This is a genomic window from Mesorhizobium sp. HAY1-8B (assembly GCF_056868045.1).
In genome coordinates, this window is the sequence record NZ_CP200321.1 from 633,045 (window position 1) to 659,486 (window position 26,442).

General features: G+C 64.5%; 24 protein-coding genes. 12 read left to right on the forward strand and 12 right to left on the reverse strand.

Translation table 11 applies throughout. The annotated features are described in order from the left end of the window. Positions 1-8: 8 nt before the first annotated feature. Genes AC1VON_RS03145 through AC1VON_RS03165 form a run of 5 tightly spaced genes read left to right on the forward strand, consistent with a single transcriptional unit; the run spans position 9 to position 3,912 of the window. The gene (locus AC1VON_RS03145; protein ID WP_483120372.1) at positions 9-1,283 is read left to right on the forward strand and encodes a glycosyltransferase; all 1,275 of its coding nucleotides are present in this window, start codon (positions 9-11) and stop codon (positions 1,281-1,283) included. Beyond that, positions 1,280-1,630, forward strand: coding sequence for a cupin domain-containing protein (locus AC1VON_RS03150; RefSeq protein ID WP_172347966.1), 351 nt, complete (start codon positions 1,280-1,282; stop codon positions 1,628-1,630). Before AC1VON_RS03145 ends, AC1VON_RS03150 begins: the two co-directional genes overlap by 4 nt. Positions 1,631-1,643: 13 nt before the next feature. Next, positions 1,644-1,985 (forward strand): cupin domain-containing protein, encoded by a 342-nt coding sequence (locus AC1VON_RS03155; protein ID WP_483120373.1) that lies wholly within the window; start codon positions 1,644-1,646, stop codon positions 1,983-1,985. Between the two features lie 21 nt (positions 1,986-2,006). Continuing rightward, entirely contained in the window at positions 2,007-2,351 is a 345-nt protein-coding gene (locus AC1VON_RS03160; RefSeq protein ID WP_172347964.1) for a cupin domain-containing protein, read from the forward strand. A gap of 52 nt (positions 2,352-2,403) precedes the next feature. Then, positions 2,404-3,912: an aldehyde dehydrogenase family protein gene (locus AC1VON_RS03165; RefSeq protein WP_483120374.1), complete on the forward strand. Its 1,509-nt coding sequence runs from the start codon at positions 2,404-2,406 to the stop codon at positions 3,910-3,912. A gap of 37 nt (positions 3,913-3,949) precedes the next feature. On the opposite strand, the gene bla is transcribed toward AC1VON_RS03165, so the two are convergent. Beyond that, positions 3,950-4,843: a class A beta-lactamase gene (gene bla, locus AC1VON_RS03170; RefSeq protein WP_172347962.1), complete on the reverse strand. Its 894-nt coding sequence runs from the start codon at positions 4,841-4,843 to the stop codon at positions 3,950-3,952. A 105-nt stretch (positions 4,844-4,948) separates the two neighbouring features. Between bla and AC1VON_RS03175 the strand changes: the two genes are divergently transcribed. Then, the gene (locus AC1VON_RS03175) at positions 4,949-5,872 is read left to right on the forward strand and encodes a LysR family transcriptional regulator (protein ID WP_483120375.1); all 924 of its coding nucleotides are present in this window, start codon (positions 4,949-4,951) and stop codon (positions 5,870-5,872) included. Here the strand turns inward: AC1VON_RS03175 and AC1VON_RS03180 are convergent. The 5 genes from AC1VON_RS03180 to AC1VON_RS03200 form a co-directional block, all read right to left on the reverse strand. Next, positions 5,816-6,577 (reverse strand): SDR family NAD(P)-dependent oxidoreductase, encoded by a 762-nt coding sequence (locus AC1VON_RS03180; RefSeq protein ID WP_483120376.1) that lies wholly within the window; start codon positions 6,575-6,577, stop codon positions 5,816-5,818. The genes AC1VON_RS03175 and AC1VON_RS03180 overlap by 57 nt on opposite strands. A 10-nt stretch (positions 6,578-6,587) precedes the next feature. After that, the gene (locus AC1VON_RS03185; protein ID WP_172371803.1) at positions 6,588-7,400 is read right to left on the reverse strand and encodes an ABC transporter permease; all 813 of its coding nucleotides are present in this window, start codon (positions 7,398-7,400) and stop codon (positions 6,588-6,590) included. After that, positions 7,400-8,263 (reverse strand): ABC transporter permease, encoded by an 864-nt coding sequence (locus AC1VON_RS03190; protein ID WP_172347958.1) that lies wholly within the window; start codon positions 8,261-8,263, stop codon positions 7,400-7,402. Before AC1VON_RS03190 ends, AC1VON_RS03185 begins: the two co-directional genes overlap by 1 nt. Before the next feature lie 64 nt (positions 8,264-8,327). Next, positions 8,328-9,491 carry an ABC transporter substrate-binding protein gene (locus tag AC1VON_RS03195; protein WP_483120377.1) on the reverse strand — a complete coding sequence of 388 codons (1,164 nt, stop codon included), beginning with the start codon at positions 9,489-9,491 and terminating at the stop codon, positions 8,328-8,330. Then, the gene (locus AC1VON_RS03200; RefSeq protein WP_483120378.1) at positions 9,472-10,608 is read right to left on the reverse strand and encodes an ABC transporter ATP-binding protein; all 1,137 of its coding nucleotides are present in this window, start codon (positions 10,606-10,608) and stop codon (positions 9,472-9,474) included. Before AC1VON_RS03200 ends, AC1VON_RS03195 begins: the two co-directional genes overlap by 20 nt. A 115-nt stretch (positions 10,609-10,723) precedes the next feature. Between AC1VON_RS03200 and AC1VON_RS03205 the strand changes: the two genes are divergently transcribed. Then, a complete protein-coding gene (locus AC1VON_RS03205; RefSeq protein WP_172347957.1) occupies positions 10,724-11,536 on the forward strand; it encodes a helix-turn-helix transcriptional regulator in 813 nt (270 codons plus the stop codon). A gap of 26 nt (positions 11,537-11,562) precedes the next feature. Here the strand turns inward: AC1VON_RS03205 and AC1VON_RS03210 are convergent, their stop codons facing one another. Together AC1VON_RS03210 and AC1VON_RS03215 are read right to left on the reverse strand one after the other, a co-directional pair. Then, positions 11,563-13,635, reverse strand: a complete 2,073-nt coding sequence (locus AC1VON_RS03210; protein WP_483120379.1) for a 3-hydroxyacyl-CoA dehydrogenase NAD-binding domain-containing protein — start codon at positions 13,633-13,635, stop codon at positions 11,563-11,565. Positions 13,636-13,741: 106 nt separating this feature from the next. Then, complete coding sequence (locus AC1VON_RS03215) at positions 13,742-15,454, reverse strand: MFS transporter (RefSeq protein WP_483120380.1); 1,713 nt, start codon at positions 15,452-15,454, stop codon at positions 13,742-13,744. A gap of 79 nt (positions 15,455-15,533) precedes the next feature. Between AC1VON_RS03215 and AC1VON_RS03220 the strand changes: the two genes are divergently transcribed. Beyond that, positions 15,534-16,142, forward strand: a complete 609-nt coding sequence (locus AC1VON_RS03220; protein WP_483120381.1) for a TetR/AcrR family transcriptional regulator — start codon at positions 15,534-15,536, stop codon at positions 16,140-16,142. A gap of 9 nt (positions 16,143-16,151) precedes the next feature. Here AC1VON_RS03220 and AC1VON_RS03225 read toward each other — a convergent pair whose 3' ends face one another. Genes AC1VON_RS03225 through AC1VON_RS03240 form a run of 4 tightly spaced genes read right to left on the reverse strand, consistent with a single transcriptional unit; the run spans position 16,152 to position 20,614 of the window. Further along, positions 16,152-17,099: an ABC transporter permease gene (locus AC1VON_RS03225; RefSeq protein ID WP_172347953.1), complete on the reverse strand. Its 948-nt coding sequence runs from the start codon at positions 17,097-17,099 to the stop codon at positions 16,152-16,154. A gap of 3 nt (positions 17,100-17,102) precedes the next feature. Next, a complete protein-coding gene (locus AC1VON_RS03230) occupies positions 17,103-18,083 on the reverse strand; it encodes an ABC transporter permease (RefSeq protein ID WP_172347952.1) in 981 nt (326 codons plus the stop codon). Position 18,084: 1 nt separating this feature from the next. Beyond that, complete coding sequence (locus AC1VON_RS03235) at positions 18,085-19,551, reverse strand: sugar ABC transporter ATP-binding protein (protein WP_483120382.1); 1,467 nt, start codon at positions 19,549-19,551, stop codon at positions 18,085-18,087. Positions 19,552-19,600: 49 nt separating this feature from the next. Further along, entirely contained in the window at positions 19,601-20,614 is a 1,014-nt protein-coding gene (locus AC1VON_RS03240) for an ABC transporter substrate-binding protein (RefSeq protein WP_172347950.1), read from the reverse strand. A 196-nt stretch (positions 20,615-20,810) separates the two neighbouring features. On the opposite strand from AC1VON_RS03240, the gene AC1VON_RS03245 reads away from it, so the two are divergent. The 4 genes from AC1VON_RS03245 to AC1VON_RS03260 are packed head-to-tail and all read left to right on the forward strand — an operon-like array spanning position 20,811 to position 26,409. Then, positions 20,811-23,219: a glucan 1,4-alpha-glucosidase gene (locus tag AC1VON_RS03245; RefSeq protein WP_483120383.1), complete on the forward strand. Its 2,409-nt coding sequence runs from the start codon at positions 20,811-20,813 to the stop codon at positions 23,217-23,219. 55 nt (positions 23,220-23,274) lie between these two features. Further along, positions 23,275-24,291: a phosphogluconate dehydrogenase (NAD(+)-dependent, decarboxylating) gene (gene gnd / locus AC1VON_RS03250; RefSeq protein ID WP_483120384.1), complete on the forward strand. Its 1,017-nt coding sequence runs from the start codon at positions 23,275-23,277 to the stop codon at positions 24,289-24,291. Positions 24,292-24,313: 22 nt separating this feature from the next. Then, the gene (zwf, locus tag AC1VON_RS03255; protein ID WP_172347947.1) at positions 24,314-25,690 is read left to right on the forward strand and encodes a glucose-6-phosphate dehydrogenase; all 1,377 of its coding nucleotides are present in this window, start codon (positions 24,314-24,316) and stop codon (positions 25,688-25,690) included. Between the two features lie 14 nt (positions 25,691-25,704). Further along, the gene (locus AC1VON_RS03260; RefSeq protein ID WP_483126264.1) at positions 25,705-26,409 is read left to right on the forward strand and encodes an ROK family protein; all 705 of its coding nucleotides are present in this window, start codon (positions 25,705-25,707) and stop codon (positions 26,407-26,409) included. The last annotated feature ends 33 nt before the right edge of the window (positions 26,410-26,442 follow it).

A 26,442-nucleotide genomic window follows, 5' to 3' on the forward strand; every position in this document is an offset into this window, starting at 1 on the left:
GAAGCCTGATGGCGCAGAAGACGATCGCGTTTTTTCCCGAAGCCGCCTACGGCCCGGCGCTCAATTCCGTCGGCATCGCGCAAGCCGTCGAGGCGCGCGGCCACAAGGCTGTGTTCCTGTCGGACCCCGGCTTTGTCGAGGTCTACAGGGGCTACGGTTTCGAGGCGCATCCGGTGAACCTCTCCGAACCGATGCCGCCCGAGCAGATGGCCAAGTTCTGGGAGGATTTCATCAACGGCCACATCCCGAACTTCCGCAAGTCGCCCTACGACCAGGTCGACAACTATGTGAAGGATTGCTGGAGCGCGATCGTCGACAGCGCCAAATGGGCCCAGAAGGATCTGCCGGGCGTGCTTGCCGCCATCAAGCCCGACGTGATCTGCGTCGACAACGTCATCCTGTTCCCGGCGATAAAGCAGTTCGGCAAACCATGGGTACGCGTCATCTCCTGCTCGGAAAACGAGATCGAGGACGAGGACATCCCGCCGCATCTCTCCGGCTGCGGTGAGAATGACCACGCCGGGCACCAGCGCTACCGCGATCACTTCAACGCGGTGATCAAGCCGATCCATGACGACTTCAATGCCTTTCTCACAGCCAACAACGAAGCGCCCTATCCGGTCGGCCAGTTCTTCGAGGCGTCGCCCTATCTGAACCTGCTGCTCTATCCCGAGGCCGCGAAATTCAAGCGCCGCCATCCGCTCGACCCGGCGCAATTCCAGTATCTCGAAGGCTGCGTACGGCAAGAGAAGCCCTATGCGGTACCGACCTTCGCGAAGAACAATGATGGCCCGCTGCTCTATGTCTCTTTCGGCAGCCTCGGGGCCGGCGATGTCGATTTGCTGAAGCGCATCATCGCAACGCTAGGCAAGACGCGCTACCGCGCGCTGATCAATGTCGGCGGCTACAAGGACCAGTACACAGACGTGCCCGGCAACGTCATCGTCGAGAGCTGGTTCCCGCAGCCTTCGGTCATCCCGCAGGTTGACGCCGTCATCCATCACGGCGGCAACAACTCGTTCACCGAATGCCTCTATTTCGGCAAGCCGGCAATCATCATGCCCTATGTCTGGGACGGCCACGACAACGCCACCCGGGTCGAGGAAACCGGCCACGGCTTCGGCATGCCGCGCTACGACTGGAGCGATGCCGAGCTGATCGCGAAGATCGAGACCTGCCTGACCGATCCCAGGATGAAGGCGAGGCTGGCGAAGACGTCGGCACAGATGCACGCGCAGAACGGGCCGGAAAAGGCGGCTGGGTTGCTGGAGGCGCTGCTGTGACCTCTTCCGCCCCACACCTCCACCACGCCTCCACCCGCACCGACCTCGTCGACTGGGGCACCCAGCCCGATGCACTGGAAGGCGCCTCGCATTCCACCGGCAGGCTGGTGCACAAGGGTCCGAACAACCAGCCGGAATCCGGCATCTGGGTGTGCACGCCGGGCCGCTGGCGGCTCTCGATCCCGCGCGATGAATTGTGCCATTTCGTCGCCGGCCGCGCGACCTACCGATCGGATGTCGGTGAAGTGATAGAAGTGTCGACCGGGACCGTGGTCATGTTTCCCGCCGGCTGGACAGGCGAATGCACCGTGCATGAGACCATGCGCAACGTCTACATGCTGGCCTGACCGAGGAGCTGACATGCCGACACCGCACTGGCCAAAGGCCTCAACCGTAGAACTGGACGACTGGGGCGCGGGCAGCAATACGCTTGCCGGCGCGCCGCGCGCCTCCGGCAAGATCCTGTCGCAGAACCCGGACGGATCGAGCGAATGCGGCCTGTGGTCATGCACGCCGGGCACCCGCAAGGTCACCTTCGCCGCCGACGAGTTCTGCCACTTCCTGTCGGGTCACGGCAGCTATGTCCATGAGAATGGGGAGCAAATTCCGGTCGAGGCCGGCACGCTCGTGTTCTTCCCCGCCGGCTGGACCGGCATCTCCATCATCACGCAAACGCTGACCAAGGCCTTCATGTGCCGGTGAGCCCATTTCAAGGAAATCGATATGACCACACCCATCATGCAATCCCCCTTGGCCATCGCCGACCTCGTCGACTGGGGCATCATCCCGACCATGATCGAGGGGCAATCCCACACCTCGGGTAAATTGCTGCACAAAGGGCCCGAGGGCCGCTCCGAGTGCGGCCTGTGGGTCTGCACCCCTGGCAAATGGCACTGCCACGTTACCCGCGACGAGTTCTGCCACTTCCTCGAAGGCCGCTGCACCTACGTGCATGAATCCGGCGAGGTGATCGAGATCGAGCCGGACACGGCGGCCTTCTTTCCGCAGGACTGGAAGGGCGTCTGCACCGTCCATGAGACCATCAAGAAGGTCTATATGATCCGCTGAGCTCCGCAGCGCGAATCCTCAAAAAAGGCTCCACGCGTGGAGAAGGATAAGAATGCATTTCTCCCCTGACCAGCCGACTTTCTTCGTCAATCCGGACTACCGGCCGATGGCTGGCGCAAGCAAACCGGTGATCGACCCGGCCACGCTTGAAACGGTTGGCGCCATCACCGCGGCCAGCGACGACGAAATCGACGCCGTGCTCACTGCCGCAACCACGGCGCAGGTTAGCTGGAAAAAACTCGACGCCAAGAGCCGAGCCAGGCATCTGCATGCTGTCGCCAATGCCATCGAGGCGGCGGACTTCACCCGCTGCGCCGAACTGATGGTGCGAGAGATGGGCAAGCCCTATCCCGAAGCCATCGGCGAGATCGCCAATTGCGCGCCGATCTTCCGCTACTATGCCGAGATGGCGCGCGACGACGCCGGCAAGGTCGCCGGCACGACGCAGGCCGGCTCCTTCCAATATGCGCGCTACGAGCCCTATGGCGTCTCCGTCCACATCATGCCCTACAATTTTCCGATCCTGCTGATGTGCTGGACGGTGGCCGCCTCGCTTGCCGCGGGGAATGCCTGCATCATCAAGCCGGCCGAGGCGACGACGCTGTCGACGCTGGACTATATGGCCGTGTTCCGCTCGCTGCCGGAAGGCCTTGTCTCCTGCCTGCCGGGCGGCGCGGTCACCGCGCAGGCACTGATCACTTCGGACCGCACCCATGCGGTAGCCTTCACCGGCTCGGTCGCCGCCGGCAAGGCGGTCGCGGTGGCCTGCGCCGAGCGCATGAAACCTTGCGTCATCGAGGCAGGCGGCAGCGATCCGCTGATCATCAGCGAACACGCCCCGCTCGAGGTCGCGGCCGCCGGCAGCGTTACCGCCGCCTTCCACCTCACCGGCCAGGTCTGCACCTCGGCCGAGCGTTTCTTCGTCGTCGACGCCGTGCACGACCGCTTTGTCGAATTGTTCGCCGAGAGGACACGCGCGCTGCGCATCGGTAACGGCATGGACAAGACCGAGATCGGTCCGCTGGTCAGCGAGAGTGCGCGGGCCAAGGTGATGCGGCTGGTCGATGACGCCATTGCGCACGGCGCGAAGGCCGTCACCGGCGGGCGCATCCCGCCAGCGCACAACACGGGCTGGTTCTACGAACCGACGATCCTGACCGGCGTCACCCCTGACATGGCGATCGTGCGCGAGGAATGTTTCGGGCCGGTCGCCGCCATCTGCCGGGTGAAGGATTTCGACGAGGCGATCCGGCTTGCCAATGACAGCCCGTTCGGGCTCGGCGCCTCGGTGTTCACGACAGACCTCGCCGAGGCGCATGAGGCGGCCGAGCGGCTCGAAGCCGGCATGGTCTGGGTCAACAACCCGCTGATCGACAATGACGCCTTGCCCTTCGGTGGCTGGAAGGCATCAGGCCTTGGCCGCGAGCTTGGACGCCAGGGGCTCGATGCCTTCCGCCGTTCCAAGATGGTCATCATCGACCACAAGCCCGAAATCCAGGGCTGGTGGTATCCCTACCCGGACAGCTGGTTCCGCGAGACAGGCGGCCGCAAGCATGTGTGAGAAATGCAGCACGGCACAGCCGCGCTGCTCCGACGGCTCATGCCTCGATTGCTTCCACCAAGGCGCGCGAGACCGAGGCAATCGTCGCATTGCGCTTGGCCAGGCTCTGCTTGGTGCCGGTCAGGTAGACCGACATCAGAACCGGATTGCCTGACATCGGCCAGATGACCGCCGCGTCATTGGTGCTGCCATGCTCACCGGTGCCAGTCTTGTCGCCGCATTTCCAGCCTTTCGGCAGTCCTGCCCTGATGCGGTCGTCGCCGGTCTTGTTGGCCGCCAGCCAGTCGACAAGCTGCACCCGGCTCTTTTGCGACAGGCTGTCGCCGAGAGCGAGGCGCTCGTAATCCTCGATCATGGCTAGCGGCGAGGTCGTATCGCGGGGGTCGCCCGGCACGGATTCGTTCAGCTCCGGCTCGATCCGGTCGAGCCTGGTCACCGTGTCGCCGATCGAGCGCAGATAAGCGGTCAGTTGCGGCGGTCCGCCAAAGGAGGCCAGCAGCAGATTGGCCGCACCATTGTCACTGACCGTCACCGCGGCCTCGCAAAGCTGCGCCACCGTCATTGCGCCGCCGGCATGGTTCTTGGTCGTTGGCGAGTTCGCGACAACGGCGTCATGCGGCACCTCTATGCTGCGGTCGAGCTGCTCGACGCCGCCGTCGACGCGATGCAGGATGAGCGCCGCGGCCAGCGTCTTGAAGGTGCTGCACATCGGAAACAGCTCGTTCTCGCGATAACCGAACTGAACCGCCGTTCCTGCGATCCGGCAGGCCACACCAAGCCGGCCGCCGCTTTTCGCTTCGATCCGCCTTATTTTCGGCAAGACCCCATCAAATTTTGTCGGGCTTGTTGCCGCCTTCGCCACCGCGCCAAGCGTGATGGGCGCCGTCAAAACCACTGCGAGACCACCAATGAAACTGCGTCTGCTCGTCATGTCCACACTCTCTGTTGCCCCGCGCCGCAGAACTGGACCGGATCCGACGCCATCGCAAACGAGTAAACGTCGCCTCCGCCATAAGAAAAATTAGGGCTGCACCCGATGAAGCGATCGCATCTTCCGCTGAACGGCTTGCGCGCCTTCGAGGCCGCCGCACGGCATCTCAGCTTCACCGGCGCCGGCCTCGAACTGCGCGTCACCCAGGCCGCCATCAGCCATCAGGTCAAGGGCCTTGAAGAGGTGCTTGGCGTCCGGCTCTTCCGCCGGCTGCCGCACGGGCTGACCTTAAGCGATGAAGGCGAAGCCTTGCTGCCGGTGCTGAGCGACGCCTTCAACAGGATCAGCATCACGCTCGACCGTTTCGAGGGCGGCCGCTTCCACGACATCGTCACTGTCGGCGTCGTCGGCACCTTCGCCTCGGGCTGGCTGATCCCACGATTAGCGCTGTTCCACCAAGCCTATCCGGACATCGAACTGCGCATCTCGACCAACAACAACCGGGTCAACCTCGCCGCCGACGGCCTCGACTTCGCCATCCGCTTCGGCGACGGCTCCTGGCAAGGGACGGACAACACGCCGCTGATGTCAGGCTCGTTCTCGCCTGCTTGCGCGCCCGACATAGCCGCGCGCCTGCGCGATCCCTCCGATCTCGCCCGCGAAACGCTGCTCTGCTCCTACCGGGAGGACGAGTGGCTGCGCTGGTTCGAGGCGGCGGGGCGCCATTGCCCACCGATCAAGGGCATCGTCTTCGATTCCTCCGTCACCATGGCCAACGCGGCCGTCCAGGGCGCCGGCGTGGCGCTGCTGCCGGTCTCGATGTTCAGCCGCGAGTTTGGTTGCGGCCAGCTGGTACAGCCCTTCGGCAGCACGGTCGATGTCGGCCGCTACTGGCTGTCGGCAAGACGCAGGCGGCAGAACTCGCAGGCGATGACGACCTTCGCGGACTGGCTAACGACGCAAACACTGCGATCAGCCGATGCTCTCGCCGCCGTCGATCACCAGCGCCTGGCCGGTCATGAAGGATGACCGGTCGGAGACGAGGAACAGGATCGCCTCCGCTATCTCTTCCGCATTCGCCCAGCGGCCCATCGGGATCTTGGTGCGGACATAGGTTTCGATCGCCTCGCGTCCGCCCATCTGGGCGATGAACGGCTCGTTGAACGGCGTGTCGACCCAGCCCGGGCAGAGCGCGTTGACGCGCACATTGTGCCGGGCATAGTCGAGCGACATTTGCCGCGTCATCGCCACCACCGCATGTTTCGACGTAGCGTAGGCGATCATCTCGCGGTCGTAGAAGACACCCGAATTCGAGGCAGTGTTGAGGATGACGCCGCCGCCTTGCGCGATCATCGACGGCATGACGATCCTCGCCGCCAGGAATTGCGCCCGCACATTGACCCTCCACGAGGCATCCATGCCGTCGGTTCCGACCTCGGTCAGCGTACCGCCGACCTGGATGCCGGCGTGATTATGCAGGATGTCGATGCGACCATGCCTTTGGAGCGTGCCGGCAAGGAGCTGCTCGACATCCGCGTCATCCGAAACGTCGGCGGCAATTGCCTCGGCACTGCCGCCCGCCGCGCGGATATCCGAGGCTGTCGCCTCGCCGCCGGCCTGGTCCCTGTCGGCGATGACGACCGTCGCGCCTTCCCTGGCCATGATCATGGCGCCGGCGCGGCCGATGCCGGAACCCGCGCCTGTCACCACGGCGATGCGGTCTTTGAGGATCATGATGCGGCTTTCAGTTGGACGGCTTGCGCTGGCGCAACTGCCATTGGGCAAGCACCACGAGCAGCACGGAGGCGACGAGCACGATCGTCGCGATGGCGTTGATTTCCGGCGTCACGCCGCGCCGGATCGAGGCGAACACATAGATCGGCAGCGTCGTCTGCGCGCCGGCGACGAAGAAGGCGATGATGAAATCGTCGAAGGAAAAGGTGAAGGCGAGCAGGAAGCCGGCGACCACCGCCGGCATGATCTGCGGCAGCACGATCGAGCGGAACGTCGTCAGCGGCGTCGCGTAGAGATCGCTGGAGGCCTCGACCAGGTTGCGGTCGAGACTGCCGAGCCGCGTGCCGACGATCATCGTCACCAGCGCCATCGAGAACAGGCCATGCGCGGCGATGATCGAACCATAGCCGAGCGACAGGCGCGGCGGCTGATCGTCAGGCCAGATCGAGGCGAGGAACGGATTGACAACGGCGAACAGCTGGACGAGCGCGACCAGCGTCGAGATGCCGATGACGACGCCGGGAACCACGATCGCGGCACCCAGCAGCGCGTCGAAGACAGCCCGGGTTCTGATTCCGACACGCGCGAGGCCCAGCGCCGCCGCGGTGCCGAACACAGCCGCCAGCAGGGCACTGGTGGTGGCGATGAACAGGCTGTTCTTCAGCGCTTCGACCAGGAACGGGTTCGACAGCGCCGTGCCGTACCACTGCACCGAAAAACCGGTGAACTCGCTGGCATGGCGGCCGGCATTGAAGGAGAACAGCACGACCAGCGCGATCGGCAGATAGAGGAAACCGAAAACGGCAATGACGAAGGCGCGCATTAGATCAGGTCCACCCGGCGGGCGCCCGAGACGCGGGTCGAGATGCGGTTGGCCACGATCAGCACCACCACCGAAACCAGAACCAGCGTGATGGCGATGGCCGATCCGAACGGCCAGTTGCGCGACTGTAGGAACAGGTCGACCAGCGCATTGCCGATGAAGAACACCTTGCCGCCGCCAAGCAGCGTCGGAATCAGATACTCGCCGAGCAGCAGGATCATCACCAGCGAGAAGCCGGTCATCACGCCCGGCAGCGAGAGTTTCAGAGTCACGCCGAGGAAGGTCGACAGCGGCGTCGCGCCGAGATCGGCGGAAGCTTCCAGGAGCCTTCGGTCGAGCCGCTCGAGGCTGACGTAGATCGGCAGGATCATCAGCGGCAGATAGCCGTAGACGATGCCGAGCAGGACGGCGCCCGGCGTGTTGATCAGCCTGACATCCTCGATGCCGACAAAGGCGAGCAGCGCCGGGATACCGCGTCCGCCCAGAATGTACATCCAGGCATAGGTCCGCATCAAAAGGCTGGTCCAGAACGGAATGACGACCAGCGCCAGCAGGATCAGCCGCCAGCGCTGCGGCGCCTGCAGGGCGAGATAATAGGCGACCGGATAGGCGACGAGCAGACAGGCCAGCGCGCCCACCGGGGCCAGCACCATCGTGTTCCAGAAGGCCGTCGCCCGCGCCGGAAGGTTGGCATATTGCGCGAAGGTGAAGGCCGCCTGATAGCCGCCTTCCGGTGCCCGCTCGCCGACGCTGAAAACGGCAATGGCGATGAACGGCAGCACCAGGAACACCACCAGCCACGCCGTTGCCGGGGCAAGCAGCAAGGCGGTCAGGAAATTATGACGAAATCTGTTGCCGTACATCTGGAACCGCCCCGATACCGGCAGGCATGTGCCCGCCGGTCAATTGTCCCCGTCAGGCCGACCCTCAGGCCGACTTGAAGCGCGCCATCAGTTCGGCGCGGCCCGGATCGGTCAGCGTTGCCGCGGCGCCGAACTCCAGCGGCGTCAACAGGTCGGCCGCCGGATAGAGGATCGGATTGTCGAGCACTTCCTTGGGCAGCAGCTTGTTGACGCGAGCATCGGTCGAGGGCGCGCCGTTGGCAAGGTGCTCCTTCACCGCGACCTGCGGGTTCATCAGGTAGTTGAGCAGTGCATAGCCGGCCGGCTTGTTCGGCGCGTCCTTCGGGATGGCGTAGAAGTCGGTCCAGATCTCGCCGCCCTCCTTGCCCAGCACATAGGCGATCTCGGGAATGTCGCGATGCAACTGCGCGCCGTCATTGGTCCAGCACATCGTCATCCAGGCGTCGCCCGCGCGCATGCCCGGCTGATAGTCGGAGGAGACCGCGAACAGATGCGGCTTGACCTTCAGCAGCAGCTCCTCGGCCTTGGCAAGCTCGTCCTGCTTGAGCGAGTTGAACGAATAGCCGTAATATTTCAGCGCATTGCCGATCGTGGTCAGCTGGTAGTCGTGCACCATGGTGCGGCTGTCGCCCTCGGCCATCGCCGTGTCCCAGAACTCCTTCCAGCTCGTCATCGGCTTGGTCAGCTTCTTGGTGTTGACGGCGAAACCTGTCGTGCCCCAGTTCTTCGGCACGGCGTAGATCACCTTGTCGATCGTGCCCTCCGAGGTGAAGCGCGGGTCTTCCTGCGTACCGTCGAAATTCGGCAGTTTCGCCATGTCGAGCGGCTCGATGATGCCGAGCTTCTTGTAGGTCGAGATCGTGTAATTGGTCGGCACGAACAGGCTCCAGCCAGAGGCGCCGGCCTGCAGCTTGGCCAGCATCTCCTCATTGGAGCCGAACACGTTGACCTCGACGGCGACGCCGGTGTCCTTCTTGAAGTTCTCGAAGGTCTGCGGATCATGGTAGTTGGGCCAGGTGGCGATCGACATACGGTCGCCCAGGTTTTCGGCGGCAAAAGCCGGCGTCGGCATGATGCCGATCTCACGCGCCATCACCGCCGTCGCAATACCGAGGCCGGTAAGGCCTAGGAAGTCGCGGCGGCCGATCGAGCCGCGCTTGAGGCGCATCAGTTGGTCGACGAAGTTTTCAGGGCTTATCGGCAGTCCGTCACGATATGATTTCGACATTTTGGTTTACCCTCTGGTTGGTCCCGTTGTTCTTGGTTTCCGGAAACGCCAACGGCGTTCCGGCGGCATAGCCGATGGCGACGGGTTCGCCCGGCTTGAAGAGATTGCCTTGGCCGATCAGATGATCGGCCTTGGCCAGCAGCGTTCCGATGCCCTGGACCTCGATCGCGTATTCCGCGGTCGAGCCCAGGAAGATGCGGTTGCGCACGATACCCTTGAGCGGACCGCTTTGCGGAGCGCCGAGGCTGAGTGATTCCGGGCGCAGGCTGACCGAAACGGTCTCGCCTTGCCGCAAAGCGGTCCGCTTGCGCGCCGCAATGACGGTGCCGTCGGCCAGCGCCACATCAACCAGATCGCCTGAATGCCCGGCGACCTTGCCGCTCAACAGATTGGTCTTGCCGACGAAATCGGCGACGAATAGATCGGCCGGCTCGTCGTAGATCTCGCTCGGCTGTCCGAGCTGGACGATGCGCCCGCCATTCATGACGCAGACGAAATCGCTCATCGACAGCGCTTCCTCCTGGTCGTGGGTGACCAGCACGAAGGTGATGCCGATCTCGCGCTGCAGGTTTTGCAACTCGATCTGCATGTCGGTGCGCAGCTTCTTGTCGAGTGCGGCCAGCGGCTCGTCGAGCAACAGCACGGCCGGCTTGTTGACCAGTGCGCGCGCCAGCGCGACGCGCTGTTGCTGGCCGCCGGACAGTTCGTGGATCTTGCGGCCGCCATAGCCGGCAAGCCGCACCATTTCGAGCGCTTCGCCGGACCGCTGGCCGATCTCGCGTGACGACAGGCGCGGCCGTGCCTGGCGCAGCCCGTAGGCAACGTTGTCCTCGACATCCAGATGCGGAAACAGCGCATATTGCTGGAACACCATGTTGACCGGCCGCCGATAGGGCGGCGTGCCGGCCATGTCGTGGCCACGGATGAACACCCGGCCTTCGCTCGGCTGTTCGAACCCGCCGATCATGCGCAGGCACGTTGTCTTGCCGCAGCCGGACGGCCCGAGCAGGGCGACAAAGGCGGAGGGCGGGACAGAGAGATCAATGCCGCTGACCGCGGTCACCGCGCCATAGCGCTTCGTGACGCCGCGAAACTCGATGTCGGGCACTGCGGTCAAAGGCTGCGGGCTCCAGCGACAGGGCTATTTCCGAACGCTACCAGAGCCAATGGCCGCTAGTATATACCTCGCAGGTGGTATATCTGATCTATTTTCGCGTTTAAGGGGGTAGGTATTGAGTGCGTCCCGCAGCGACGAATATAGCCGGCTCGCCGCCCTCGTCGCGGCGACACGGGAGACGAGCGGCGACCTGTTCGGCAAGGCGATGGTCGATTGGCTGCGCCAGCATGTCAGCTTCGATCACTGCGTGGTCTTCGGCTATCGCGGCGCCTCGCGCCCGCCATTGCTGTTCGAAACCTTCTCGCCGGCCGAAAGCCATGTCTTCGTCGCGCTCTACCAGGAAGGGCCCTATCTGCTCGATCCGTTCCACCACGCTGCGGTCGAGCGCAAGGAAGGGTTCTGGCGCATGCGCGAACTGGCGCCGGACCGCTTCTACGCCAGCGAGTATTTTCGCTCCTATTACAGCCAGACCAGGCTGGCCGAGGAGGTTGGCTTCTTCGTGCCGCTGCCGGGCAAGGACGCGCTTGTGCTGTCGCTGATGCGGCTGCGCGCTTCAGGCCCGTTCGGCACCGCGGACGCCAGGCTGCTGCGCGACATGGCGCCGGCCGTGATCAGCTTCATCAGGTTGCGCTGGCCTGCCCTTCCCGTCGACGAGCCGGCTGAAGCCAGGCAAGATGAGACGATCGCCGCGGTCAACGAGTTCGACCGTGCCCATATCTGGAAGAGCCTGTCGCTGACGCCGCGCGAAAAGCATGTGGTCGACCTGGTGCTGCAGGGCCATTCGACGGAATCGATCGCGAGAGCCATGCGCATCGTGCCGGGAACCGTGAAGGTCCACCGCCGCAACATCTACCGCAAGCTCAAGATCAAGTCGCAGGCCGGCCTGTTCGCCCGCTTCGTCGAAATCATCGACGCACGGATTCGATAACCGCCACAGCCCTCAGCGTCATCTGGTCAGGCTGTCGCGTCGGCCTCCCAGGAGCCGGTCTCGGCCATCCGCTTCAGCAGCGTGGCCGGCTTGAACACATCCTTGCCGGTCCGCCGGAACCAATGCTCGAGCCGTTCGACAATCCTGGCTCCGCCTTCGAGGCCGGCCCAGAACATCGGGCCACCCTTGCCGATGGGAAAGCCGTAGCCATTGACCCAGACGACGTCGATGTCCGAGGCGCGGGCCGCGATCTTTTCTTCGAGGATCTTCGCCCCCTCATTGATCATGGGATAGAGCGTGCGCTCGATGATCTCCTCGGCGCCGATGGCGCGCGCTTCGATGCCCCGCTCGGCCGCCTTGGCGCGGATCAGCGCCTCCACCTCGGGATCGGGAACACCTGCCCGTGCACCGGCCTCGTAGAGATAGAAGCCGCGGCCTGTCTTCTGGCCGAAGCGCCCCTGCTCGCACAGCGTGTCGGCGATCACGGCCGTCAGGCCGCGCGCCTTGCGGTTGCGCCAGCCTATGTCGAGACCGGCGAGATCGCCCATCTGGAACGGCCCCATCGGCCAGCCAAAATCGGTGAAGGCCTTGTCGATCTGGCTGGGTGTCGCGCCCTCCAGCAGCAGCGCTTCCGATTCCGAGCCGCGCGCGGCCAGCATGCGGTTGCCGACGAAGCCATGGCAGACCCCGACGACGACCGCCACCTTGCCGATCCGCCGCGCGAGGTCGACCACCGTCGCCAGCGCATCCGGCGCGGTCTTTTCGGCGCGAACGATCTCCAGCAGCTTCATGACATTGGCCGGCGAAAAGAAATGCAGGCCGAGAACATCCTGCGGCCGCGAGATCGAGCCGGCGATTTCATTGATGTCGAGATAGGAGGTGTTGGTGGCAAGGATGGCGCCCGCCTTGGCGACGGCATCCAGCTTGCCGAAAACCTCCTTCTTCACCGCCATGTCCTCGAACACCGCCTCGATGATCAGGTCGCACTCGGCGAGATCGGCATAATCGGTCGAACCCTTGAACTGGGCGAGCCGCCGACGCTTGGCATCTTCGGTCAGGGAACCGCGCGAAACGGAGACCGCATAGTTCTTCTCGATCGTGCCCAGCCCGCGTTGCAACGCCTCCCCGCTGGTTTCCAGCAAGGTCACGGGATAGCCGCCATTGGCGAAGGCCATGGCAATGCCGCCGCCCATCGTGCCGGCGCCGATGACGCCGACCCGGGCAATGCTGCGCTTGGGCGTGTCCTTGCCGGGAAGCTTTGCCGCCTCGCGTTCGGCGAAGAACAGATGACGCTGGGCGCGCGACTGGTCGCTGCCGACAAGCGTCACGAATAGCGCGCGCTCCGCCGCCAGCGCCTCGTCGAAGGGCAGCGTGACGGCATTGCGCACCGCTTGCGCACAAGCGATCGGCGCTTCCAGCCCGCGCGCTTTCCTGGCGAGGTCGGCGGCCTCGGCATCGAAAGCCCTGAGGTCGGTTTCCTTGAGCCCGTCATCGCGATCACGCACCGGCGTGAAGGGGCCACCCTTGCGGGCGATTTCCCGGGCGAAGTTCACGGCATGCGTGGTCAAATCGCCTTCGAAAACGGCGTCTACGAGACCGGCGGCATGCGCCTCGGCCGCACCGATCGGCGTGCCGGAAACGATCATCTTCAGTGCCTTCACCGCACCGATGAGGCGCGGCAGCCGCACGGTGCCGCCGCCGCCCGGCAATAGCCCAAGCTTCACCTCGGGAAGGCCGAGCTTGGCGCCGGCATCGGCGACGCGGAAATGGCAGCCAAGCGCCAGTTCCAGGCCGCCGCCGAGCGCGGTGCCGTGGATGGCGGCAACCGTCGGTTTGGCGATGGTCTCAAGCGTGACGATCAGAGCGCGCAGATCGGGCTGTTGCACCGGCTTGCCGAATTCCGTGATGTCGGCGCCGGCAACGAAGGTCCGTCCGGCGCAGGCAATCACGATGGCCGCGGCCGAAGCATCATCGCGCAAGGAAACCAGCGCGTGCATCAGCGGTTCGCGGACATGAAAACTCAGCGCGTTGACCGGTGGATTGTCGATGATGACGATGGCAACGTCGCCGTCCCGGCTGACCTTCACGAAATCGGACACACAAACCTCCCAGCAACGGTTAGCGGCCTGGCCGCGATCAGGATTTACAGGGCTGCGGCACGGATGGGAACCAGATGCCTGCCTGGCACAATGTTTACCGTTTGGATCAGCGCCGGCCGGCACTCTCCGCCGCCAGCATCTCCGGCATCGCGGTATTGGCGGTGCGTCCGCCGCGCCAGGAGGCGAAAGCCGCGACAAGGTAGAGAATGGCCGAGAAGGTGAAGGCGAAGACCAGCCCATGCTTGAACGGCCCCGACATCAACTCAGGGAAGAAGACGTGGCCGGTCAGCGTGTCGATGCTCTGCTGCGGCAGCGCGTGCAGCACATTGGCCGGGATCAGTTCGCCCATCGGATTGTAGCCGAGGAAGGCTGCGAACAGGCTGGCGACCGGCGGCATGTTGGCGATCTGGTGAGCGACCGCCTCAGGCACGTGCTGCGCCAGCAGGCCGGCCTCCATGCTCTGCGGCAGGCTGGCGGCGAGGCCGACGATCATCAGGCTGAAGAACAGGCCGATCGACAGAACCTGGCCGGCATTGGTGGTGGTGGCGCGCATGCCTGAAGCCTGGCCGCGTTCGCGCGCCGGCACCGAATTCATGATCTGCGTCGAGTTCGGCGCCACGAACAGGCCGGAGCCGAGGCCGTTGAGGAACAGCAGCGCGGCAAAGGCCGTGTAGGAGAAATCGGCCGGCAGCGCCATCAGCGCCACGAAGCTTGCGGCACCCACGACCATGCCGCCGACCGCGAACGGCACGCCGCCGACCCGGTCGGAGAAATAGCCCGATACAGGACCTGCGATGAGGAAGCCGACCGTCAGCGGCAGCATGAAGATCGCCGACCACAGCGGTGTCTCCTCGAAGGAATAGCCGTGCAGCGGCAGCCAGATGCCTTGCAGCCAGACGATGAGCATGAATTGCAACCCGCCGCGCGCTATGCCCGAGGCGAGATTGGCGATGTTACCGTAGGCGAAGCCGGGGATGCGGAACAGCTTCAGGTCCAGCATCGGCTTGGCGACGCGCTGCTCTATAAAGACGAAGGCGATCAGCGAGACGAAGCCTATGGCAAACAGAACGAGCACTTTCGGGCTGGTCCACGCCATCACCTGGTCGCCATAAGGCTGCAGGCCATAGGTAATGGCGGTGAGGATGAGCACGAGGCCGAGGCCGAAACTGATATTGCCGAGCCAGTCGATCGTGTGGGTGGAACGGTTCGGCGCATCATGCAGCTTGAGATACGCCCAGACCGTGCCGACAAGGCCGAACGGCACGTTGATCCAGAACACCAGACGCCAGTCGGTGTCGGCAAGCAGGCCGCCGATCAGAAGGCCGACGAACTGGCCGCCAATCGCCGCCACGACATTGATGCCGAGCGCGAAGCCGCGCTCGTTTTCCGGAAAGGCATCGGTGAGCAGCGCCGTGGAGTTGGCCATGATCAGCGCGCCGCCAATGCCCTGGATGATGCGCACGGATATCAGATACATCGCCGCGAAACCGCCTTGTCCCGGCAGCAGGCTGAGCGCGATCGAGGCGGCGGTGAAGACGGCAAAGCCGAGATTGTACATTCTCGCCCGGCCGAACTGGTCGCCGAGCCGGCCGAAGGCGACGACCAGCACCGCCGTGGCGATCATGTAGCCGATGATCGCCCAGAGCAGATAATTGATATTGCCGGGATCGAGCGCCTTGAGGCCGATGCCGCGGAACACCGCCGGCAGGCTGATCAGCAGGATCGAGCCATTGATGGCGGCGGCCAGCATGCCGAGCGTGGTGTTGCTCAGAACCATCCATTTGTGACTCTGCGGGCGGCTGTCTGCGGCGGTATTCATGGTGGCAAGGTCCAAGGGTGCTGGCGCGGTTGCCGCCGGCGCTATATATGAGGATAGTCTCAGGTTTGGAAATATGAGGATGGCCTCGGAAAAGGCAAGAGCATCGGTGGCGAATCCGCGTGCACCGCAGCAAAAAAGAGGGCGCGAACGGGTCGCGGCACTCACGGCGAGCGCGGCAGCGCTGTTCGTCGAGAAGGGTTTCGACGCCACCACGATGACCGAGATCGCCGCCCGCGCCGGGGCCGCCATCGGCACGCTCTACCTTTTCTTCCCCACCAAGGAAGCGTTGGCGCAGGCCATTCTGGCCGAGAACGCGGAAACCCTGTCCACTCAGCTTGACGCTCTGCAGGAACAGGCCAAGGGCTTGGCGCCGGCAGCGATCGCCGACGCGCTGTTCGCGGTGCTGGGCCGTTTCGTCGCCACGCACCCGGTCTATTCCGCGTTGCTCGACCTGCCCGGTGACGATGGCTGGCGCCGCAAGATGCGGGCCCGCCGGCGCGACCAGATCGCCGCGCTGTTCGCGCAGGCAGAGCCGCCGCTTCCAGCCGGCCAAGCCGAGCGGCTCGCCGTCATCGTGCCGCAGCTGATGCGCATCCCGCTGGCGCTGGTGGGCGAAAAACGGCTGCGCGACGGCGTGCTGGAGGAATTAAGGCTGATGCTGGCCCGGCACCTCGAGGGCACCGCGTAACGAGGCGACTCAGCGCACTGCCTTCTCCCCACCAGCAGCCGTAATCACCCCGACGATGATGAGCCCCGTCAGCAGCAGACGCACGCCGGCGCTGACGCCGAACGTGTTGAGCATGGTGAGCAGCAACACCAAGAACAGCGCCGCGCCCCACACGCCAGGCACATTGGCCTTGCCGCCCGCGACCGACGTGCCGCCGATGACCACCACGGCGATCGAGGCCAGCAGATATTCGTTGCCGATATCGACATTGGCGCCACGGAAATAACCGGCGAGCAGCGCACCGTCGATGCCGCCGAGCGCCCCCGACAGCGTATAGGTGAGGAAGCGGATGCGGCCGACATTGACCCCAGCGAGCCACGCGGCGCGGATGTTCTGGCCGATCGCCAGCACCGAGCGGCCATAGATCATGCGCTGCAAGGCGATGGCCGCCCCGATGGTGAACAGCACGGTCAGGATCGCCAGCACGGGAATGCCCAGGATCTGCCAATTGGTGAAATCGGCGAAGCCGGGCGGCGGCTTGATCTGCAGCCCGCGTCCATAGCTGATGTCGATCGACTGGATGATGAAGCTCGCCGACAAGGTGGCGATGATCGGCGGAATGCGCAGCGCCCAGATCAACAGGTAGTTGACCGCGCCGATCGCAGCGCCGCAGGCGAGCGCGGCAAGCAGCCCGACCAGGATCATGGAATCGCTGCCGGCCATCACCTTCATGGCAACGGCACTGGCGAGCCCGATATTGGCCGGCAGCGACAGGTCGACATTGCCGGGCCCGAGCGTGATGACGAACATCTGGCCGACGCCGACGATGACGGTGAACACGGCGAGCGAGAGTGCGGCCGTGACCATGCCGCCGGCGCCATAGCCGCCGGTGAAGGCGATCGTCGCCAGCCACACGACAAGCGCGCCGACGAACGACCATATCCAGGGTTTGGCGGCCAGCGATTTCACCAATGCCATCGCTCACCTCTCCCTGCGGCTGATCAGCACCCGCGCCGCCAGCACGATGATCAGGATGGCGCCGTTGGCGGCCACCTGCCAGTCGGGTGGAATGCGCATGAAGGTGAGCAGCGGCGAGGCCGCCAGCGCCAGCGTCAGCGCGCCGATCACCGCGCCGATCGGCGACACCCGGCCGCCGACGAATTCGCCGCCGCCGAGGATGACGCCGGCGATCGCCAGCAGCGTGTAGCCATTGCCGATATTGGCGTCCGCCGATGTGGTGATGCCGATCAGCGCCATGCCGGACAGCACGCCGAACAGGCCGGCCAGCGCGAACAGCACGACCTTGGTTTTGAGCAACGACCAGCCGGCACGTCGAAGCGCTGCCGGATTGCCGCCGGAACCGCGCAGGATCACGCCATAGGAGGTGCGCATCAGGCCAAAGTGGACAATGAGACCGATCAGCAGCGCCGCGATGATCGGGAAGGGAATGAAAGGCGGCTTGAACGACATGATCGCCAGCAACCAGTCCGGCGCCTTGCCGCCGGGCTTGGGCAGGACGAGAATGGCCAACCCCTGCCAGACGAAACTCATGCCGAGCGTCACCACGATCGACGGCAGATTGCGCAGATGGATCAGCGCGCCGAGCAGCGCATAGACGCCGATCGAGCCGAGCAGGATGGCGACGCCGATGAGCGGCGCGTCCTTCAGCCAGGTCGCGGTGACGCAGCCGACGAAACCGACGAAGGTGCCGATCGACAGGTCGAGCTCATTTCCTGATATGACGAACATCTGCGCGATCGTCGCCAGCGCGATCGGGATCGCCAGGTTCAGCATCAGGCTGAAGCCGAAATAGCTGATTGCGCGTGGGTTGAGCCAGGCAATGGCGAGCAGCACCAGCGCCAGTGACAGCGCCGGCAGCAAGCCACGCAGCAGGCGGGCGCGCGCCGCCGCATTGCGTGCCGCCGCCCCTTTGAAGCCATTGTCGATGGATGCTGCCGTCATCTCAGGCCGCATCGCCGAACGAGGACTGGATGATCTTTTCCTCCGTCAGTTCGTCGCGCGTGAGGTTGGCGACGATGCGGCCGTTCTTGAAGACATAGACATGGTCGCAATTGTCGAGCTCTTCGGTTTCGGTCGTGTACCAGAGGAAGGTGCGGCCGCGGCCAGCCTCCTCGCGCACGAGGTCGTACACTTCGAGCTTGGTGCCGATGTCGACGCCGCGCATCGGGTCGTCCATCAGCACGATCTGGGCATCGGAGCCGAGCGCGCGGGCAAACAATGCCTTCTGCTGGTTGCCTCCCGACAGCGAGAAGATGTTGTTGTTCATGTCGGGCGTGCGGATGCCGATCCTCTTCTGCCAGGCCTCGGCAAGTTCGGCCTCGCGCTGTGGCGAGATCAACAACCCCTTGCGCAGGCGCGCCAGCGAGCGGATGCCGATGTTTTGCGCGATCGACCATTGCGGGAAGATGCCGTCCGACTGACGGTCGCCCGCGACAAGCGCCACTGGGGCGGTCACCTCGATCCCTGTCCTGGCACGCGAGGCTCCGCTGAAGATCGCCAGCAGCAGGTCGGTCTGGCCATGACCGGCCAATCCGGCAAGACCGATGATCTCGCCGGCCCGCGCCTCGAGGTCGGCGCCATCCTTCTGCGCGGCGGGCCTTGCACGCACCCGCAGCGGACCGGCCCCGGGTTTCGCAGCGGCTTGCGCCGCGATCTTGCGGCGTGCTTCCGCTCCGCCCATCACCGTCACCAGCCGGTCGCGGTCGAAGGCATCGGCCGCATCCGACGCCACCACCTTGCCATCGCGCATCACCACAATGCGGTCGGCGTTCTTCAGCACCTCGCCCAGCACATGCGAAATCAGGATGCAGCTCTTGCCGCCGGCGACGAAGCGGCGCACGAAGGCCAGCAGCTGGCCGGCCGTATGCGCGTCGAGCGACGAAGTCGGCTCGTCGAGGATTACGAGGTCAAGCCGGTCCTGGGTGACCGTGAAGGCGCGCGCCACCTCGACCATCTGGCGCCGGCCGATCGACAGGTCGCCGACAATGTCCCAGGCCGAGATGCCATGGTCCGGAAAGATTTCGTCCAGCTTGGCGGTGATCAGCGCGGCCGCCTTGCGCCGCCAGCCGACGCCGGAGAGCGAGGCATGGTTGATGCGCGTGTTCTCGGCGACGCTGAGATTGGGGCACAGTGACAGTTCCTGGAACACGCAGCGTATGCCGAGTTTCTGCGCACGCGACACCGAGTAGTTCTCCTCGATGCCGCCATGCACGCCGATCTTGCCGCTGTCGGGCGCCATCGTGCCCGCCACCATGTGCATCAGCGTCGATTTGCCGGCGCCATTGTGGCCGACCAGGCCGACGCACTCGCCAGGCCCGACATGAAAATCCACCCCGCCCAGCGCGCGAACGGCGCCGAAATGTTTTTCGGCGCCGTTCAGTCTGATGATGTCAGCGTTCCCTTCAGGCATGCTCAACGGTACCCGCTCGGCGATACGGACGGCAACGCTGCCGCGATGCTCACTTGATGTTGGCTTTGATGGCCGCCATTGCATCTTCCTGGCTGTATTCGTGAGTGGCGACGCCGCCTTCCTTGATCTTCGGCAGGGCTGCCTCGAAATCGTCCTGGGTGAAGGCCAGATATGGCACCAGGAGATCGTGCGGTATGTCCTTGCGGCCGTCGAGCACCTGTTGCGCCACCCAGAAGGCAAGCGAGGACACTCCGGGCGCGATCGAGGCCGACCAGGTCTGGTAGCCGTCCTTGTCCTTCTGTTCCTTCCACCACTTCAGCTCGTCCTGGCGGTTGCCCATGATGATGGTCGGGCGCGGCTTGTTGGCGGCGGCGAAAGCCTGGGCGGCGCCATAGCCGTCGCCGCCCTGATCGACGATGCCGACGACATCGGGCAGCGAAGGCAGGATGGTCGCGACCGCTTTCTGCGCCGTCGTCTGGTCCCAGTCGCCGGTCACCGAACCGACGATCTTGAATTCGGGATGGGCGGCGACGCCTTCGAGGATACCGGCATGGATGGCATCGTCGATGGACGTGCCGGCAAGACCGCGGATTTCCAGCAGGTTCCCGCCCTTCGGCTGGAACTTGGCCATCTGCTCGATTTCCTGCTTGCCCATGTCCTTGAAGTCGACGACGACGCGATAGGCGCAGGGCTCGGTGACGATGCCGTCGAAGGAGACGACGACAATGCCGGCGTCGCAGGCCTGCTTGATGGCGCCGTTGAGCGCATCCGGCGAGGCGGCGTTGATGACGATGGCGTCATAGCCCTGCAGGATCAGGTTCTGCACCTGGGCTGCCTGCGTCGGCACTTCCTTGTCGGCGGTGGTGAAGATGTCGGCCGCGCCGACGACCTTGTCGTCGACCGCCTTCTTGGTGACGATGCCGTAGCTGTCGAGCATGGCCTGCCGCCACGAATTGCCGGCGTAATTGTTGGAGAATGCGATCTTCTTGCCGCTGGTGTCGGCAAGTGCGGTGCCCGAGGCCAACATAGCTGCCAGCGCACCCAGAACGAACAGTTTCTTCATATGATTTCCTCCCAAAGTTGCTAGTTTTGCCTGATGATCGTTACGCGCAGTCCCTGTTTTTTATCTATTGTCAGACAAATGCAGACGAACCGCAAGCTGTCAACTGCAAAGCTTGGCGTGCCTTCGATCAACTTGCGGTGCGATGATTGAAAAAGCCGCCGGCACATGGTCTAGGAGCACGACAGGAGGCCATTTGATGGCAGTGACGCCGACCGTTGCCAAAGGCGCGCCCGGAATACCGGCGCGCTGGACATCAAGCGCCAAGAGTGGCGTCGGCACCGCGTTTTCAGCCAAGAGCCCGCTCTGGTTCACCATCAGTCACGGCATCTTGAACGAGATCTACTATCCGCGTCTCGACAGCGCCTGCACGCGCGACATGGAGCTGATCGTCACCGGCCCCGGTGGCTATTTCTCGGAAGAAAAGCGCGACGCCACGCACGCCATCGCGCCGTTCGAGGACGGCGTGCCTGGCTACAGGCTGGCCAACACCGCGACAGACGGCGCCTACCGTATCGAAAAGCGCATCATTACGGATCCGAAACGGCCTGTCCTGCTGCAGGAGATTGCATTCGTACCGCTGAAAGGTTCGGCGGCCGACTACCATGTCTACGCGCTGCTTGCGCCGCACCTCGTCAATGCCGGCATGGGCAATACCGCCTGGGTTGGCGAACACAAGGGCCAGCGCATGCTTTTCGCCACGGGGCGCGGCGTATCCCTGGCGCTGGTCTCCTCACTGCCCTGGCATGGCTGTTCGGCCGGCTATGTCGGTTTCTCCGACGGATGGCAGCAATTGCAGAACGGCGGTGCGCTCGATCCCTCCTGCCAGCGAGCGGAAGACGGCAATGTCGCCCTGACCGGCGAGATCGGCTTTTGCGCTGGCAAGACCACGGCCTTGCTGGCGCTTGGCTTCGGCGCTTCGCCGGAAGCGGCCGCGGACCTGGCGCTGGCCAGTCTCAAGCAGGGTTTCGACGCCGCCACGCAAACCTATGTCGGGAACTGGCGGACATTCCAGGCCAGGCTTGAGAAGCTCGACCGCCACACCGCCTCCGGGCTGAACACCTATCGTGTGAGCACAGCGGTTCTGGCCACGCATCTCTCGGTCGCGAGACCCGGCGCCGCCGTTGCCAGCCTTTCGATCCCATGGGGCTTCAACAAGGGCGACGACGATCTCGGCGGCTACCATCTGGTCTGGCCCCGCGACCTGGTCGAGACCGCTGGCGGTTTCCTTGCCGCCGGCGACGGCAAGCAGGCGCTGCAGATCCTGGCCTATCTGCGCTCGATCCAGCAGCCGGACGGTCACTGGCCGCAGAATGTCTGGTCGGACGGCACCGCCTACTGGCCCGGCATCCAGATGGATGAATGCGCCTTTCCGCTGCTTCTGTCCGACGCCTTGCGCCGCGCGGGCTATCTGCCGCGTGCCAAGCTCGCCGATTTCATGGCCATGATCGAAAACGCCGCCTCGTATGTCGTGCGCAACGGCCCCGTCACCGGCGAGGACCGCTGGGAGGAAGACGCCGGATACAGCCCGTTCACGCTGGCCGTCGAGATCGCCGCGCTGCTTGCCGCCGCCGATATGCTGGATGTCGTCGGAAAGACTGAGCCGGCAAACTACCTGCGCGAAACCGCTGATTGCTGGAACGATCAGGTCGAACGCTGGACCTACGTCACGGGCACTCAGCTCTCCATCGACGCAGGCGTCACAGGCTATTATGTCCGTATCGCGCCGCCGGACGATGCGGGCGCCGCTACGCCGAAGGACGGCTTCGTGCCGATCAAGAACCGTCCACCGGCCGACACCGACAAACCGGCGGAAGCCATAGTCAGTCCCGACGCCCTGGCCCTGGTTCGCTTTGGCCTCCGGGCGGCCGACGATCCGCGCATCGTCGATACCGTCAAGGCCGTCGATGCCCTTTTGCGTTGCGATCTCCCGCAAGGCCCGGTCTGGTACCGCTACACCAGTGACGGCTATGGCGAGCACGAGGATGGTGCGCCTTTTGACGGCACCGGCCAGGGACGCGCCTGGCCCCTGCTTACCGGCGAGCGGGCGCATTACGAGCTTGCCGCCGGCCGCAAGGAGAAAGCCGCGCAGCTTCTCGAGACCTTCGAGCGTTCGGCGGGTATAGGCGGGCTGCTGCCGGAACAGGTTTGGGACAGCCCGGATGTGCCGGACCGCGAGCTGTGGCTGGGCAAACCGTCGGGCAGCGCCATGCCGCTGGTCTGGGCACATGCCGAGCACATCAAGCTGTTGCGCTCGTTGCGCGACGGCGCGGTCTTCGACATGCCGCCGCAAGGCGTCGAGCGCTACATCAAGGGCAAGACAAGCTCGCCGCTCAGGACATGGCGCTTCAACAACAAGATCCGCTCCATCCCGGCCGGCAAGGTTTTGCGCGTCGAGCTTTCGGCGCCGGGCGTTGTCCATTGGAGCAGCGACAAATGGCTGACGATCCAGGACCACAAAACCAGCGAGAACGCTTTCGGCGTTCATCTGGTCGACCTCCCGGTCGCCGGACTGGAGCCGGGAGACGGCCTCGTCTTCACTTTTTTCTGGCCCGATGCGATGCGTTGGGAGAATGTCGACTTCAGCGTCGGCATTGACGCATCATGATGAAAGCAGCGGGGCCGATAGATTTGTTCTTTCCTCAAACAATCGGGACGAAACCATGCAGATCGGAATGATGGGACTGGGCCGGATGGGCGCCAACATGGTGCGCCGCCTGATGCGCGACGGCCATGAGTGCGTCGTCTATGACATCAACCCCGCCAGCGTCGCGGCCTTGGTGAGCGACGGTGCGCTCGGGGCGGCATCCCTGACGGAATTCGTCGGCAAGCTCGCCAAGCCGCGCTGTGTCTGGCTGATGCTGCCGGCTGCCATCACCGGCAAGATCATCGATCAGGTCGCGGCCCTGATGGAGCCCGGCGACATCGTCATAGACGGCGGCAATTCCTATTATCACGACGCCGTCGACCAGGCCGCGAAACTGGCCACCAGGGGTATCCATCTTGTCGATGTCGGCACCAGCGGCGGTGTCTGGGGCCTGGAGCGCGGCTACTGCCTGATGATCGGCGGCCCCGACGTGGCGGTGCAGCACCTCGATTCGGTCTTCGCTACGTTGGCGCCGGGCGCCGATGCGGGCGCGCCGACCCCGGACAAGGCCGCCGGGACGGCGCCCTTCGGCTATCTGCATTGCGGACCGAGCGGCGCCGGCCACTTCGTCAAGATGGTGCACAACGGCATCGAGTATGGAGTCATGGCCGCCTATGCCGAAGGCATGAACATCCTGAAGTCGGCCAATGCCGGCAAGCGGCAACGCACGGCGGACGCCGAGACCAGCCCGCTGGAAAATCCTCAATACTATCAATTCGACATTGACCTGCCCCAAGTAGCCGAGGTCTGGCGCCATGGCAGCGTCATCGGCTCCTGGCTGCTCGATCTCACCGCCGGTGCGCTGAAGAGCGATCCGGGCCTGGCGCAGTTCGGCGGCCGTGTTTCGGATTCGGGCGAGGGCCGCTGGACGCTGAAGGCGGCGATCGACACGGGCGTGCCGGCGCCAGTGCTATCCTCGGCGCTGTTCGACCGCTTCTCCTCGCAAGGCGAATCCGAATTCGCCGACAAGCTGTTGTCCGCCATGCGCTATGCCTTCGGCGGCCATGTCGAAAAGCCGAAGGCCGGCAAGTGACGCCACAGCGGGAGACGCACGCATGAGCCAGGAACGGTCCGACACGCTGGTGCTCTTCGGAGCCACCGGCGACCTCGCCCACAAGAAGATATTTCCAGCGCTGTACCAGATGGTCGCCAAGGGCACGCTCACCGAACCGGTGATCGGCGTCGCTTTCGACGCCTGGGACATCAAGCAGCTGCAGGACCGCGCTCGCGACGGCATCGTCAATGCGCTGGGCAAGATCGACGAGAAGGTGTTCGCCAAATTCGCGTCGCTGCTGCGCTATGTCAGCGGCGACTACCGCGATGGGGCCACCTTCGAGAAGCTGAAGACCGCGCTTGGCAGTGCCCAGCGGCCGCTGCACTACATGGCGGTGCCGCCGATCATGTTCGAGACTGTCGTGCAAGGGTTGGAGCAGTCGGGCACCGCGCATGGCGCGCGGTTGATGGTGGAAAAGCCCTTCGGCCACGATCTGCAGTCGGCGCGCTGGCTGAACCGGGTGCTGCATCTGGTGTTCGACGAACAGTCGATTTTCCGCATCGACCACTATCTCGGCAAGGAAGCGATCCAGAACCTGCTCTATTTCCGCTTCGCCAATTCCTTGCTCGAGCCGATCTGGAGCCGCAATTTCGTCGAGAGCGTGCAGATCACCATGGCCGAGGATTTCGGCGTCGAAGGGCGCGGTAAGTTCTATGACGATGTCGGCTGCATCCGGGACGTCATCGAGAACCATCTGCTCAACATCCTCCTGCTGCTGGCCATGGAACCGCCGGTCGGCCGCTCCGCCGACGATTTGATCGACGAGAAGGTTCAGGTGCTGCGCGCGATCCGCACGCTGACCAGGGACGATGTCGTGCGCGGCCAGTTCACCGGCTACCTGGCCGAGCCCGGCGTCAAGCCGAACTCGCCGGTCGAGACCTTTGCCGCGGTGCGCTTCTTCGTCGACACATGGCGCTGGCAGGATGTGCCGTTCTTCATCCGCGCCGGCAAGAACATGCCGGTGCATGTCACCGAGGTGGTGGTGCGGCTCAAGCGCCCGCCGCTCGACGTCTTCGACCCGATCAAGCCCGCCGACCAGAACTACGTGCGCTTCCGCATCGACCCACAGGTGGTGATCGCCATCGGCGCGCAGCGCAAGGCGCCTGGCGACGACATGGTCGGCGAGCAGGTGGAACTGACGGCGCTCGACGACAGGAAGGCCGACATGCCACCTTACGAGCGCCTGATCGGCGACGCCATGAACGGCAATGGCCAGCTCTTCACCCGCCAGGACGCGGCAGAACTGGCCTGGCGCATCGTCGGGCCAGTGCTTGGCGACACCACGCCGCCGCATCTTTACGAGCCGAAGACATGGGGGCCGGCGGACGCCATGGCCGGGTTCGGCCCGCCCAATGGCTGGATCGACCCGGTGGCATGAGCGGAGGGGACCCGATGGCCAAGGCGGTGAAGCAAGCAGCAACCGGCCCCGAGCAGATCGTGCTGGCGATCGACATTGGCGGCTCGCACGTCAAGATCCTGACCAGCGCCGGCGACACGGAGCGCCGGGACGATTCCGGCCCGGACCTGACGCCGCAGCAGATGATTGACAAGGTGAAGAAGCTCGCCGAGGGCCTGTCCTATGACGTCATCTCGATGGGCTATCCGGGCCCGGTGCGTCACAACAAGCCGGTGCTCGACCCGATGAATCTCGGCAAGGGTTGGGCCGACTTCGATTTCGCCGCGCAGTTCGGCAAGCCGGTCAAGGTGGTCAATGATGCGCTGATGCAGGCCATCGGCAGCTATGAAGGCGGGCGCATGCTGTTCCTGGGCCTCGGTACCGGCCTCGGTGCGGCGATGGTCTTCGACAATGTCGGCCAGCCGATGGAGCTCGCCCATCTTCCCTACAGGAAAGGCCGGAGCTTCGAGGACTATGTCGGCGAGCGCGGCCTGGAAAAGCACGGCAAGAAGAAGTGGCGCAAATACGTCTTCGACGTCGTCATCCGGCTGCGCGCCGCCCTGCAACCAGACTATGTCATCATTGGCGGCGGCAATGTCGACAAGCTCGACGAGTTGCCGGCCGAGTCCAGGCGCGGTGACAACACACGCGCCTTCGAAGGTGGATTTCGTCTGTGGCGAGACAAGGCCTTGATCGTCTGATATTATTACAGTTTAGTATAGTTGTTCAAAATA

Excerpts from the sequence above, each read along its gene's own strand:
- AC1VON_RS03145 (WP_483120372.1), top strand. The coding sequence starts at position 9 with ATGGCGCAGAAGACGATCGCGTTTTTTCCCGAAGCCGCCTACGGCCCG.
- AC1VON_RS03155 (WP_483120373.1), top strand. The coding sequence starts at position 1,644 with ATGCCGACACCGCACTGGCCAAAGGCCTCAACCGTAGAACTGGACGAC.
- AC1VON_RS03160 (WP_172347964.1), top strand. The coding sequence starts at position 2,007 with ATGACCACACCCATCATGCAATCCCCCTTGGCCATCGCCGACCTCGTC.
- AC1VON_RS03165 (WP_483120374.1), top strand. The coding sequence starts at position 2,404 with ATGCATTTCTCCCCTGACCAGCCGACTTTCTTCGTCAATCCGGACTAC.
- bla (WP_172347962.1), bottom strand. The coding sequence starts at position 4,843 with ATGACGAGCAGACGCAGTTTCATTGGTGGTCTCGCAGTGGTTTTGACG.
- AC1VON_RS03175 (WP_483120375.1), top strand. The coding sequence starts at position 4,949 with ATGAAGCGATCGCATCTTCCGCTGAACGGCTTGCGCGCCTTCGAGGCC.
- AC1VON_RS03180 (WP_483120376.1), bottom strand. The coding sequence starts at position 6,577 with ATGATCCTCAAAGACCGCATCGCCGTGGTGACAGGCGCGGGTTCCGGC.
- AC1VON_RS03185 (WP_172371803.1), bottom strand. The coding sequence starts at position 7,400 with ATGCGCGCCTTCGTCATTGCCGTTTTCGGTTTCCTCTATCTGCCGATC.
- AC1VON_RS03190 (WP_172347958.1), bottom strand. The coding sequence starts at position 8,263 with ATGTACGGCAACAGATTTCGTCATAATTTCCTGACCGCCTTGCTGCTT.
- AC1VON_RS03195 (WP_483120377.1), bottom strand. The coding sequence starts at position 9,491 with ATGTCGAAATCATATCGTGACGGACTGCCGATAAGCCCTGAAAACTTC.
- AC1VON_RS03215 (WP_483120380.1), bottom strand. The coding sequence starts at position 15,454 with ATGAATACCGCCGCAGACAGCCGCCCGCAGAGTCACAAATGGATGGTT.
- AC1VON_RS03220 (WP_483120381.1), top strand. The coding sequence starts at position 15,534 with ATGGCCTCGGAAAAGGCAAGAGCATCGGTGGCGAATCCGCGTGCACCG.
- AC1VON_RS03225 (WP_172347953.1), bottom strand. The coding sequence starts at position 17,099 with ATGGCATTGGTGAAATCGCTGGCCGCCAAACCCTGGATATGGTCGTTC.
- AC1VON_RS03230 (WP_172347952.1), bottom strand. The coding sequence starts at position 18,083 with ATGACGGCAGCATCCATCGACAATGGCTTCAAAGGGGCGGCGGCACGC.
- AC1VON_RS03235 (WP_483120382.1), bottom strand. The coding sequence starts at position 19,551 with ATGCCTGAAGGGAACGCTGACATCATCAGACTGAACGGCGCCGAAAAA.
- AC1VON_RS03240 (WP_172347950.1), bottom strand. The coding sequence starts at position 20,614 with ATGAAGAAACTGTTCGTTCTGGGTGCGCTGGCAGCTATGTTGGCCTCG.
- AC1VON_RS03245 (WP_483120383.1), top strand. The coding sequence starts at position 20,811 with ATGGCAGTGACGCCGACCGTTGCCAAAGGCGCGCCCGGAATACCGGCG.
- gnd (WP_483120384.1), top strand. The coding sequence starts at position 23,275 with ATGCAGATCGGAATGATGGGACTGGGCCGGATGGGCGCCAACATGGTG.
- zwf (WP_172347947.1), top strand. The coding sequence starts at position 24,314 with ATGAGCCAGGAACGGTCCGACACGCTGGTGCTCTTCGGAGCCACCGGC.
- AC1VON_RS03260 (WP_483126264.1), top strand. The coding sequence starts at position 25,705 with ATGGCCAAGGCGGTGAAGCAAGCAGCAACCGGCCCCGAGCAGATCGTG.